Origin of the sequence: Tissierella pigra (genome assembly GCF_018917845.1) — a bacterium.
Lineage (GTDB): Bacteria > Bacillota > Clostridia > Tissierellales > Tissierellaceae > Tissierella > Tissierella pigra.
The window spans coordinates 2,934,949-2,947,676 of record NZ_JAHLPJ010000001.1 but is presented as its reverse complement, the minus strand read 5'-3'; the positions used below and the strand labels follow the sequence as shown (position 1 = coordinate 2,947,676).

At 28.3% G+C, this 12,728-nt stretch carries 18 protein-coding genes; all 18 read left to right on the top strand.

All coding sequences use genetic code 11. From position 1 onward, the window contains the following. Positions 1-9 precede the first annotated feature (9 nt). Positions 10-516, top strand: coding sequence for a GNAT family N-acetyltransferase (locus tag KQI41_RS14590; protein WP_154438793.1), 507 nt, complete (start codon positions 10-12; stop codon positions 514-516). A 115-nt stretch (positions 517-631) separates the two neighbouring features. After that, a complete protein-coding gene (locus KQI41_RS14585; RefSeq protein ID WP_154438792.1) occupies positions 632-1,357 on the top strand; it encodes an HAD family hydrolase in 726 nt (241 codons plus the stop codon). 87 nt (positions 1,358-1,444) lie between these two features. Further along, entirely contained in the window at positions 1,445-2,017 is a 573-nt protein-coding gene (locus KQI41_RS14580; RefSeq protein WP_154438791.1) for a flavodoxin family protein, read from the top strand. A 278-nt stretch (positions 2,018-2,295) separates the two neighbouring features. Beyond that, positions 2,296-2,760: an IS200/IS605 family transposase gene (gene tnpA, locus KQI41_RS14575; protein WP_154438790.1), complete on the top strand. Its 465-nt coding sequence runs from the start codon at positions 2,296-2,298 to the stop codon at positions 2,758-2,760. A 255-nt stretch (positions 2,761-3,015) separates the two neighbouring features. Next, positions 3,016-3,687 carry a class I SAM-dependent methyltransferase gene (locus KQI41_RS14570; protein WP_216585548.1) on the top strand — a complete coding sequence of 224 codons (672 nt, stop codon included), beginning with the start codon at positions 3,016-3,018 and terminating at the stop codon, positions 3,685-3,687. Between the two features lie 142 nt (positions 3,688-3,829). Beyond that, entirely contained in the window at positions 3,830-3,991 is a 162-nt protein-coding gene (locus KQI41_RS14565; RefSeq protein WP_216585547.1) for a hypothetical protein, read from the top strand. Between the two features lie 202 nt (positions 3,992-4,193). Further along, on the top strand, positions 4,194-4,634 hold the full coding sequence (locus tag KQI41_RS19185; protein WP_280634059.1) for a J domain-containing protein: 441 nt from the start codon (positions 4,194-4,196) through the stop codon (positions 4,632-4,634). A gap of 79 nt (positions 4,635-4,713) precedes the next feature. Beyond that, a complete protein-coding gene (locus KQI41_RS14555; RefSeq protein WP_216585546.1) occupies positions 4,714-5,241 on the top strand; it encodes a GNAT family N-acetyltransferase in 528 nt (175 codons plus the stop codon). A gap of 34 nt (positions 5,242-5,275) precedes the next feature. Next, positions 5,276-5,758, top strand: coding sequence for a GNAT family N-acetyltransferase (locus tag KQI41_RS14550; protein ID WP_216585545.1), 483 nt, complete (start codon positions 5,276-5,278; stop codon positions 5,756-5,758). Between the two features lie 153 nt (positions 5,759-5,911). After that, complete coding sequence (locus tag KQI41_RS14545; protein WP_216585544.1) at positions 5,912-6,364, top strand: GNAT family N-acetyltransferase; 453 nt, start codon at positions 5,912-5,914, stop codon at positions 6,362-6,364. Between the two features lie 38 nt (positions 6,365-6,402). Then, complete coding sequence (locus KQI41_RS14540) at positions 6,403-6,852, top strand: NUDIX domain-containing protein (protein WP_154438784.1); 450 nt, start codon at positions 6,403-6,405, stop codon at positions 6,850-6,852. 72 nt (positions 6,853-6,924) lie between these two features. After that, entirely contained in the window at positions 6,925-7,680 is a 756-nt protein-coding gene (locus KQI41_RS14535; protein ID WP_216585543.1) for an MBL fold metallo-hydrolase, read from the top strand. Positions 7,681-7,703: 23 nt separating this feature from the next. Continuing rightward, positions 7,704-8,039, top strand: coding sequence for a hypothetical protein (locus KQI41_RS14530; protein WP_216585542.1), 336 nt, complete (start codon positions 7,704-7,706; stop codon positions 8,037-8,039). Between the two features lie 5 nt (positions 8,040-8,044). Beyond that, a complete protein-coding gene (locus KQI41_RS14525) occupies positions 8,045-8,296 on the top strand; it encodes a putative signal transducing protein (RefSeq protein WP_154438781.1) in 252 nt (83 codons plus the stop codon). A 4-nt stretch (positions 8,297-8,300) separates the two neighbouring features. After that, a complete protein-coding gene (locus KQI41_RS14520; protein WP_154438780.1) occupies positions 8,301-9,185 on the top strand; it encodes an ABC transporter ATP-binding protein in 885 nt (294 codons plus the stop codon). Position 9,186: 1 nt separating this feature from the next. Next, on the top strand, positions 9,187-10,002 hold the full coding sequence (locus tag KQI41_RS14515; RefSeq protein WP_195837900.1) for an ABC transporter permease subunit: 816 nt from the start codon (positions 9,187-9,189) through the stop codon (positions 10,000-10,002). 116 nt (positions 10,003-10,118) lie between these two features. Further along, a complete protein-coding gene (locus KQI41_RS14510; protein ID WP_195837899.1) occupies positions 10,119-11,876 on the top strand; it encodes a serine hydrolase in 1,758 nt (585 codons plus the stop codon). A 132-nt stretch (positions 11,877-12,008) separates the two neighbouring features. Then, the gene (locus tag KQI41_RS14505; RefSeq protein WP_216585541.1) at positions 12,009-12,701 is read left to right on the top strand and encodes a hypothetical protein; all 693 of its coding nucleotides are present in this window, start codon (positions 12,009-12,011) and stop codon (positions 12,699-12,701) included. Positions 12,702-12,728: the final 27 nt, after the last annotated feature.

The window sequence follows — 12,728 nt, the reverse complement described above, 5'->3', positions numbered from 1 at the left end:
ATAGAAAGTATGAATATTTATATTAAAGAAATATCCAATGATTTATTTTTAATTACTTCAAAGATGATTACGGACCTAATGAATTACCATAGAGAACTGAATAATGCACCAAGGGAATATTGGCAAACTGATGAACAGTCACAAGAAACTCTTAGATATTGGATAGAAGAGGGTATAGTGTACAATATATTTTTAGACAATGAGCCTGTAGGTTTCTTTTATATTAAATTTGGTGGACAAGATGTGGCATGGTTACAGGATTTATTTATAATAGAACAATATAGAAATAAAGGAATTGGAAAATATGCCATGCAAAAATTAGACGAATTAATGGTTGAAAAGAAAGTAGTAGCTTTATTTGTAGATGTTATACCAAGAAATACAGGAGCAATAAAGCTATATAGTGATTTTGGCTTCGATCATTTAAATTTAATCCAGCTGAGAAAGAATTATGATAAAAATTTGGACAAAGATGAAGATATAGAAATACTAGGATTTAATTTTAAGAAGTATTAGTATCATGCTAGATAAAAGATATAAAAATTAAAGAAGTCAATGAATTTTTCAACAAATTAAGTATGTAAATCAAGGGAAATCAGATTGAATAGTACCATTTTGGAGGGAATTAATTATGATAAAGAATTCAAAGGTAGTTTTCTTTGATATGGGTAATACATTATTACATTTTCATTTTGGAAAAACTGATGATGAAAAGGATACTATTGGAATAAAGTATCTTACAGAATTCCTTAAGCAATATAATTGTAAAATTGAGTTTGATGATGTAAAAAAGAATTTCTTTGATGTATGGAAGAAAGTTATGCCCTTAAGAAAAATTAATCATACAGAATATGAAGTAGAATACTATTTAAATAGTTTTTTAAAAAAGTATAATGTATATTTGGATTTAGATATATGTATAAAAGCAATGGATACATTTTATACAGAATATCGAAATAATATATGGATTGAAGAAAATATTCATAGAACATTAGAAAGCATTAAAGAAAAGGGATATAGAATTGGAGTTATTTCAAATTCAAGCCTTTATGATGAAGTTATGATTAATTGCTTTGAGAAGGTTCAATTAGCAAAATATATAGATATATTTACCTTTAGTTATTATTTGAAAATATGCAAACCTAAAGAACAAATATTTGAAATTGCCATGGATAGGATGAAAGTTAGTCCAGAAGAAGCCATAATGATAGGAGATAATCTTAAAAATGATATTGAACCAGCACAGAAAGTAGGTTTAACTGGAATATGGTTCAATAGGGATTTGACTATAAATAATACTTATATTAAACCCGATAATGAAATACTTAAGTTAGAAGACTTGATAGAGTTATTGTAACAATTTTAGAACATCATATAAAATCAAATAATATCTTAAGTAACAATTACCTTAAAGACAATGGTTAGATAAAAGGAGATAATGAAGATGAAATTTTGTGTGTTAATGGGAAGTCCTAGACAAAATGGAAATACAGTTGAATTATTAAAACCATTTTTAGAAGAGTTAAAAGAATATACAGTTGATGTTTCGTATATACCTTTGGCAGAAAAAAACATTTTGCCATGTATAGGGTGTTATGCTTGTCAAGAGGTCAATGGTAGCTATGGATGTGTGCAGAATGATGATGTATTAGAAATCATGGAGGAAATAATTTCTTCTGATTGCATTGTATTGGCCACACCAATATATTCATGGTATTGCACAGCACCAATGAAAGCTTTACTAGATCGTCATTTTGGACTTAATAAATTTTATAGAAGTGCCAAGGGTTCTTTATGGGAAGGTAAAAAGTTAGCCATAATTACAACACATGGATATGATGTAGAATATGGTGCAGGTCCTTTTGAAACTGGAATTAAAAGATTATGTGAACATTCCAATTTAAATTACATAGGTATGTATTCAGTAAGGGATGAGGATGATATAGTATCATTTCAGACTAGAGATGCAATAAATGGAGCTAGAGCATTTGCTAGAAAGCTACTTGTAATGAAATAAGGAGGATTGAATATGATTAGAGTTATGAACAACGGAATATTGATGAAATCATTAGGATATATACATTGGAATACAAGGAATTGGCGAATAGAATCATATCTAATATATGAAATAAAGCATTAGATTGAAAAAATCAGATGCTTTATTTGTTTCTGAATACCACCCGCTAAGCGGGTGGTTCCAAAGAGCTTTTAGCGGTGAACAGAAAATAATAAACCTCCTTTGATATAATAAAGTTAGGTCTGACCAACCAAACTTAATCAAAGGAGGCATCCATAATGGATAATAATAGTTTATCACATACCAAATGGGATTGTAAATATCACATAGTTTTTGCACCAAAGTATAGAAGACAAATAATCTATGGGAAAATAAAAACAGATATCGGAAAGATATTAAGACAGTTATGTGAATATAAAGGAGTAGAAATAATAGAAGCAGAGGCATGTAAAGACCATATACACATGCTAGTAACTATTCCACCAAAACTTAGTGTATCAAGTTTTATGGGATATTTGAAAGGAAAAAGTAGTTTAATGATATTTGATAGACATGCCAATTTAAAATATAAATATGGAAATAGACATTTCTGGTGTAAAGGATATTATGTGAGTACAGTAGGTAGAAATAAAAAGGTAATAGAAGAGTATATAAAGAAACAATTACAAGAGGATATAGCATATGACCAATTAAGCATGAAAGAGTTTGTAGACCCATTCACTGGGGAAAAAATAAAAAACTAGATACAAGAAAAACCCCTTTAGGGGTTGCTTGAGAAAACAAAGCGGTTGGCAGACCTTTCAATGTGTCTTGAGACACAGCAAGTACCATGCCCTTATAGGGCTAGAGCAAACCACCCGTTTTACGGGTGGTCATGATTTATAAAAAGAAGGAATATTGAAATATTTATAGAATAATTAATGGCTAAGAAAATTTAATTTTAAAAGTTAAATTGGAGTTATAATTAATTTTAAGAAATTTGATATGAGGTGATTATTTTGAATATTATAAAAGATAAATGGAATAGTGAAAGACTTGCTATAGAAAATATAGCTGGAGAGTATCAAATATCTTTATCAAATATAATTAAGGATTCTATAAGTATATTTAATAAAAAGAAATATAAGAAAATACTTGATTTAGGTTGTGGAACTGGAAGGAACTCTCTATTTTTTGCTCAGTATGGATTTGAAATATTTTCCTCAGATATTGCCACTGAGTCAACATACATATTAAAAAACAAGCTGCATAGTAAGAATATATCCAATGTACATATTTATAATTTTAGTTTTAAAGATATTTTATTTGAAGATAATTTGTTTGATGTAGTTATTTGTACATCAGTATTACATCATGGGAAGTTTAAGGATATTGAAAGGGGAGTATCGGAAATATATAGAGTGTTAAAACCAGATGGTTGTTTAATCTGTGATATGTTATCAAAGGATGATTTATCATATGGTTTAGGAGAATTTATAGAAGAAAATACTTTTATTGGATCTAGAGAGGGAGAAGAAGGGGTTCTTCACCATTATACTGATTTAAAAGAGTTAGAAAAGCTGTTTAGAAGATTTAATGAAATGAACACTTATAAAAATGAGTATATCATTGATATGTTAAATGGTAAAGAATATTGTTCAAGGGTGTTTGATATTGTTGCATTTAAGTAGGATATATTGATTTGATATATGAGGGCAGATAAATTGGTAAAGAATTATGTATTATATTTTTACTATCATAAAAAAACTTTATACAGGTATATTGGAGCCTTATTTACCACAGTGGTTGAGAAGTGGGGGATATCATCCTCATATGACAGTAGGAAAAATCAACAGTGGGGACGATTATGAAGTAGCGATTCTTAAGGTAAAGGATATAAATCATACTTTTGAGACTATTGTAGATAAAGTTACCATAGAGATTATGGATGAGAATCAGGATTCAATAATAGAGATGGCAATAGAATTGAAGTAACCTATGTCGAGTTGCTATAATGCTATTGGATTCAGATAAAGAAATATATATAAATTTGATACTAGATGTTATGGAGAATAGTATTATATATAATTTTAACTCTAATTTTAGAATTAGATTATAAGTGAAGATTAATGTTTTTTATGAAGGGAGATGAGGTTTTAGTAGTATTATTTAAAAGCTAAATAGGGAAGTGGTTTATATGGATGTGGGGAAGTTGAAACGTAAGCTAAGACAATTGAAAAAGATTGAAGATAAAATTCGTTTTGAGTACGTTGGGAAGGAGTTTTCTAAAAAATATGTATGGGATGAATATTTTTCAACAAAATCAGTTGATGATGTGACGGTTAAGTATCCTATTTCTAAACTACTTAATTTTGATAAGCAAGAATTGAAGGAAGTTTTTGAAGAATACTTTTACAGCGTATATTTTCGAAAGTACAAAGATATGGGACTAGACTTTGATGAAATTCAAGATCCCAGCGTCTTAGATTATTTTGGATTATCTCCAGGAGCTTCTGTTGATGATATAAAGAAGAAGTTCAGAGAGTTAGCTAAAAAACATCATCCAGACCATGGGGGCAGTAGCGAGAAAATGATTGAAGTGTTAGATGCCTACAATAGATTAATAAATAAGGATTAACTCTATTTAGATTAACTATTTAAGAGAAAACAACAAATTATTAAGCAATAGACTATATATAAATTGGAGAGGTGATAAAATGATCGATATAAAACTGATAATTCCCTCACAGGAACATGAAAAAGAAGCATTTGAATTTATGAAAGAATTCTCAGAATATAATTCGAAAACCTATGGAACAGGTGGATTATATAGATATGATAATTATGGTGAATGGTTGCTAAAACTTGAAGAAGATTTGGATTTACCAAATATCCCAGAAGAAAAAGTACCTGCAAGTACTTATTTTCTTATTAGAGAATCAGACAATAAAATTATTGGAATGATTAATATACGACATAAATTAAATGAGTTTCTTTTAAATGAAGGAGGTCATATAGGTTATTCTATTAGACCTACAGAAAGAAAAAAGGGATATGGAACTATAATGTTAAAATTAGCTTTACAGAAATGTAGAGAGTTAAATCTAGATAGAGTATTAATTACATGTGATAAAATTAATATTGCATCAGCTAAAGTTATTCAAAATAATAATGGAATGTTAGAGAATGAAATGTTTAGTGAAACTTTTTCTGAGGTTATTCAGAGATATTGGATTGACTTATAAATCATATAAATAATATTGATAGGAGGATTCGATGATGAACTATAGAAAAATTGAAATTGATGGAGATTATACTGATAAAAAATTAGAGTCACTTTTAATACAAGTTGCAAAATGGCATAACCTAACACCAAAGTTATGGAGACCAGATCATAAAGCGTCGGCGACAGATATAGAAGAAACTATACAAAGAATTTTAGATACAAAAAAAGAAGATTTATTCCTTGCCATTGCAGAAGACCATAATGATAAAGTACAGGGATTTATATGGGCATATAAACAAGAAGAGCCTAAAGATACTGTTATGATTTTATCCTTGTATGTTACAGAAAATTATAGAGGACATGGAGTAGCCACAAATCTAAAAACGCTGTTAGAAAAATGGTGTAGAGTTGAAGGCATTAAAGCAATACAAACAACGGTGCATTATAACAATAGCAACATGTTAGCATTAAATCAAAAACTTGGATATAATCCAGGAATGGTGTGTATGACTAAACCCCTAGTACAAAATGACTAATAGTAAGGATTCTATTCTTATCCTATTCACTTTTTTTAAGAGAGTTAAGAGATGATGAACGAGGTTGTAAAATAAGCTCAGCATAAAAATATAAATATTGGGTAGCAAAGGTGAAGAAATAATATATATTTGTATTAGATATGGAGGTAAGATATGAACATAAGATTTAAAAATGCGACAGCTGTTGATATTGATAAAGTATTTGAGTTAAATAAAAATCTTATTAAAAAACATGAAACTAATTTGAACCTTGATTTTGAAAAAATCTATACTTGGGTTAGAAACAAGATAGAAAAGAATATAGAAAATTATCAATGTATTTACTTTGAAGATATTAAAGTAGGTTATTATTATTTACATGATGAAGAAGGGAAGCTCGAACTTGACGATTTTTTTATCTTTGATGAATTTCAAGGAAACGGCATTGGAACAAAGGTTTTGAAACATATTGATTTGATTGCAAAGGGAAAAAATAAAGATATATTTTTATATGTATTTATAAATAACCAAGGCGCTATTAACTTATATCGCGGAAATGGATATAAAGTTGTAAAAAATATTGCTGATAGCAGATATATAATGAGTAAAGGAGTATGTGATTATTAAATATGTATTATATCTAAGTTTTCATGGAGGTTTATGTAATGGATAATAATTTATTTCAGATAAGAGTTACAGGCGTGTTAATAGAAGATGGAAAGATATTATTGGTTAATCAAAAAGTATCATCTACTAGGTCATGGTCTTTGCCAGGAGGAAGACTTGAGCAAGGAGAAACAATTGAAGAAGGTATAGTTAGAGAATTATATGAAGAAACAGGATTAAATGTAAAAATAATTAAATTGTTATATATTTGTGAAAAAGCTGACTCAACACCTCCATTACTACATATTACTTTTATGCTTGAAAGAGTTTATGGAGAAATCAAACTTCCTACAAATGAGTATGATAAAAACCCTATTCATGATGTAAGGTTTATTGATATAGATGATTTGACTAACTATGGTTTTTCTGAACTATTTCAAGATATTATTAAAAGGGGATTTCCTAATGCAGGTAATTACATGGGAGAAAAATCTGCAATTGGATTATAGATTGGTATATGTAGATGTGTAGTATATAGAGTAGGGGAAGAATTAAGCGATTTCAAAAAAATGGAGGTTAGTATGAAAATTAGCAGAGTAGGAAATAGGGGAATTTTATTTACTTTTATGGAGCTAGAAAAATCTTTTGATTGTGTAACTAATGTATATGTAATTAATGGCAGAAAGAATTTTATCGTTTGTGATACATACTTAGGACCTTATTATATGAGAGAAGTAAAAGAATATCTTGAGACTAATTATGGTAAAAAGGATTATATAATATTTAATTCACATAGTCATTGGGATCATATTTGGGGCAATAGTGAATTTAGAAATTCTATAATAGTATCTCATAAGATATGTAGAGATTTTATTGCTGATTATGGAATAGAGGAATTGGCATCACATGCTACTGAATTTGCAAAAGAAGATATAGATATAGTTTTACCTAATATTACATTTGAAAGTAAGATTACATTCAATGATGAAGGAGTTGAATTTTTCTATAGTCCTGGTCACTCAGAGGATTCAGCTTCCTGTTATGATTTAATTGATAATGTACTTTTTGTCGGAGACAATGTGGATAATCCCATTCCTTCATATATGTGCTGGAACAATTTAGATAAATATAAAGATACATTGGACAAATATAATTCTATAGGGGCAGATATAATTGTACAAAGCCATGGAGATATTATGGACAATAAAATAATAAGAAGCAATATAGATTATATTGTAAAATTAAAAGCAAATGAGAATATGAATTTCAAAGAAGAAGATGTGCTAAAGAAACATATATATAATCTTGAATATTTAAATAGTTGCACTACCACATAATGGAGATACTGGGAGGTGTAACAATGGATGAATCTATACCTTTTTTAATAATCACGTTATATTGTGGATTGATATTTATGATAATTGGAATATATGCAATAAAGAGAAAGACACCGATGCACTTTTGGTCAGGAACAACAGTGAAAGTAGAAGAGATTTCAGATATAAAAGCCTATAATAGGGCAAATGGAATTATGTGGATAAGTTATGGTATTTTAATGGCTTTATCAGGACTAATTTCTTTAATATTTGGGACAAATATAGGTGGGATATTTCTAATAATACTTTGCACAGTAGGATTAATTATGTTAGTTTCAACATATAGAGGGATATATAATAAATATAGAAAGGATAGGTGAATTCCATGACTAAGAATAAAGATGATTTAGAAATAGTTCTTTTGCGAAGTACAAACAATAATTATGAATTGGATTTAATTAAAAGTTTACTGGAGGAAAATAATATTCCATATATAATAAGGGAGCCAGGAATTGGACAACATATGCGAATAATAGGCGGTTTACCTTTGTATGGAACAGATATATTAGTAGAAAAATCATCATTTGAAAAGGCTAATAATATTTTAGAAGAGCTTCCTTGGCAAGATGAGAGGTGAATATATGAATATTATTGAAACAGATAATTTATCCAAAAACTATGGAAAAAATAGAGGCATAATAGATATAAATATTAATGTCAATGAAGGGGAAATATTTGGATTTATAGGGCCAAATGGAGCAGGAAAATCCACTTTAATCAGAACACTTCTCAATTTTATTTATCCGACCTCAGGTAGTGGCAAGATTTTTAATAAAGATATTTCAAGGGAAAGTAGTTCTATAAAGGAATTAGTAGGATATGTTCCCAGTGAAGTTAAATATTATAGTAAAGTTTATGTAAAGGATATTATAAATTATACTAAGGGATTTAGAAAAGATTATAGCTCTAAAGAAATAGACTCTTTAATATATGATTTAGAAATAGATGTAAACAAACGTATGAATGAACTAAGTCTTGGAAATAAGAAGAAAGTCGCCATACTTCAATCTCTTATTGGCAATCCCCAGTTGTTAATTTTAGATGAACCTACCAATGGACTTGACCCACTGATGCAAAAAAGACTTTTTGATATTCTAATAAAAATGAAGAATGAAGGAAAAACAGTTTTTTTGTCTTCACATAATTTAATAGAAGTTGAAAATCTCTGTGATAGAGTAGCCATTATTAAAGAAGGAAGAATAATAGATACTCTGGAGCTAAAATCTACAGTAATTGATTTTGGAAGAATAATTGAATTGGAAGGAGATATTCCTAAAGATTTTATAGATAGGATTTCACATAAAACTCTTTCCATTGATGATAACCAATATAAATTTATTTATAAAGGAGATATTGACAACTTTATTAAATCCATAGCATCTTATAATATAAAAAACCTATCAATTAGAAAAGAAAATCTAGAGGACAATTTTATTAAATATTATGAGGATAAGGAGGAAAAATAGGATGAACATATTTCGATTTGAAATAAGAAGATTGATGAAATCTTGTATAGTATGGTCACTAGTATGTGGTATGATAATTGTCTTATTTATGTCCTTTTATCCCAGTATGAAAGATAGTGGAATACAAGAATTAGTAGAAACTAAATTAAGTGCATTTCCTGAAGGAATGATGGAGGCATTTGGTATTGATAAGATGGTTGATTTTACTGATATAATCCAATATATGGCATATGTTATACAATATGTAGGAATGGCTATGGCAATTTATGCTTCTATATTGGGAGTAACATCACTTTTAGAAGAAGAAGCAGAGGGAACTATTGAATTTTTATATGCTCAACCTGTAAATAGAAATCAAATAGTAATTTGTAAAATATTTAGCAGGGTTTTACTATTATTTATATATCTATTTATAATAGGAGCTATAGCCATATTTGTTTCCATTATATTTAAACCAGAAGGCATTGAGTTATTTGCTATGGTCAAGGATATTGTAAATATATTTATAGGTATGTCATTTGTTGGATTTATATTTTTATCTATAGGATTACTTTTGTCCACAATATTAAGTCCTACTATTAATTCTACAGCCATATCAATTGGAGTATTTTTTATAACTTATATAATAGGGGTAGTTGGTAAACTAAGAGATGGTTTAGAACCATTAAAGTATTTATCACCCTTTGATTATGCCTTACCTATGGATTTGGCTAAAGAAGGCTGGAATTCTAAATATGTTGTTTTAGGATTTATAATTATTATTCTATCCATATCTGGAACATTTATTTTATATAATAAAAAGGATATGAAAATTTAAATATAATAATTAATATTAAACGTGACATTGAAAATATTGGTATTCTCTGATAATCTATACTGAGATGATTTTGTATTCAAATAAATCTAAAAGTTATTGAAATGGAGGGATTTAATATGTGGAAAAGATTATTATCGTTCATATTAACTATTACATTAATATTTGGTATGACAGTTACTACATTTGCTGCTTCTGGAGATATTAATATTTTTGTAAATGGTAAAGAAATATCTAATGATGCCTATGTAAATGAAGAAGGTAAAGTGATGGTTCCACTACGTCAACGAGCCGAGGAACTAGGTTACATAGTTACATGGGACAATGTAGAGAAAAGAGTTACGATTTCAAATGAATATAATACTATTCATTTGAAAATTGGAGAATCTAGTGTTATAAAAAATGATAAAAATATTAATATGGATACAAAGAGCATTATCAAGGACGGTAAAACCTTTGTACCTATAGAGTTATTCAGCAATACATTAAATCTAATATTAGGATTGGATGATAAACACCAAGTATTAAATATAAATCAATTTACAAATAATCAAGAAGAATTTTTTAAAGTATCCAATGATACGGAAATGACTGCTAAACTAAATGAATATATGAAAGCACTAGAAAAAAACGAAAATTTTCATGGAAGTATTTTAATTGCTAAAGAAGGTAGTATACTTCTTAATGAAGGTTATGGATTTGCTAATTTTGACCAAAATACTCTTAATAAAACACAAACTAAATTTGCTATTGGTTCAGTTACAAAACAATTTACAGCAATGGCAATTATGCAATTAAGTGAGAAAGGTTTAATAGATGTAAATGATAGTCTTTCAAAATATTTGCCAGACTTTCCAAATGGAGATTTAATAACTATCCATAATCTATTAACTCATTCATCAGGACTAGTAAATTTTACTGAATTAATGGAGTTTTATACCTTAAGTTCAAATAATCAAACTCCTATGGATATATTGAATTTAGTAAAAGATAAGCCATTAATATTTAAGCCTGGTGAGAAATTCAGCTATAACAATACGAATTACTTAATACTTGGTATGTTGGTAGAACAGTTATCTAATATGTCCTATGAGGATTATTTACAAGAAAATATATTTAATCCTATTAATATGAATAATACAGGTATATCCTATGGTAAAAACAATGGATTACATGATGCAACGGCATATTCTGGATATTTGGAAGTAGTACCTATAGATGATGAGGTACTGTTACGTGGAGCATATGGTGCTGGAAATATGTATTCAACTACTGAAGACTTATATAGATGGAGTGAAGCCTTAAAGACAGAAAAATTAGTAAATAAAGATACTATGAATCAAATATTCAAAGAACACATAGATATGGAAGGAGTAGGAAGCTATGGCTATGGATGGATGATTATTGACTCTGAAGTAGGAAAGATAATTTTACATGGAGGTAATACATTAGGATTTACCTCTAGTATATCAAGAGTTGTAGATTTAGATTTGACTATTATTGTATTATCCAATGTTGGTTACTATGATACAACTACCCTAGTAAATACATTGACTTCTATAGCTTTAGGTGGTGTTCATGAACTACCAGAAGCCTTAACAGAAATTGAAATAAAAGATGCAGATTTATATGATAAATATATAGGAGAATATGAGCTAGCCCCTGAAGTTATTTGTACTATCACAAGAGAAGGAAATAGGATATTTGCTCAACTTACAGGTCAAGAGAAATTTGAAATATTTCCATGTACAGAAGATGATTTCTTTTATAAAATAGTAGATGCAAAGATTACATTTGTAAAAGATGATGGAGGAAATGTTACTAATCTAGTATTACATCAAATGGGACAAGAAATTTCAGCAATAAAAATTAAATAGATATATTTCTTTAGCCTTTTACTAGAATACAAGGTGTAATCTAGTAAAAGGCTATTTTTATTGCAAAATGTTCTGGAAAAGAAGGAATTTGATTATGCTTTATCGAATAAGTATATGGAAGGAGGAAAATTAATGAATATTAGTAATGATAATAAAAGAGTACTTAAAGGTCTAGGAATTATATTTATAGCAGTACTACTAAATTATAAACTTCCACATAAGTCTTATTCTACAATTGAATATATAATAAGACCAATAAAAAAAGGAAATACTACAATTTATCTTGCAGGATTGGTACCCTTAACATTAATCGTTGTAGCCACAAATATTTTATCTAAGGTGGAAAAATTAAAATATAGAAATACCAGTATAATATTTATAGCAATACTAGTAATTATAATGCCTATAATGAGAAAAGGGTTAGATATAACAAGAATTACATATCACTTTTTAGCAGATGACGGCTTATATAGTGTAGAATTGTTAGATGCAAGAACTAGTTTAGGAATTGCAGACAATAATGCAAAAGTTGATATTAAATTGGAATTAAAGGATTATGGTAAAGGTAATAAGAGATTTAGGATAAGGATATATTTTCCAGAGGAACTAAAGGAAATTGTAGGAGAAGAATACTATGAGTCTGAAAGGGTTCATAGCACCTATGGAAATAGAAAATTAAGAAGTATAGATGAAGTTATAGTTTTTAAATTAGAAGAAGATAACTTAAAAGAAAAATTATTAAACGATTGGAAGACAAATGGTAAGTTTGAATATGAGTTTTATAACGAAGAAGAAGCCATAAGGATTACTGATAAAGATTTTTAGCAAATTAACAAAGGAAGGAATGTTATA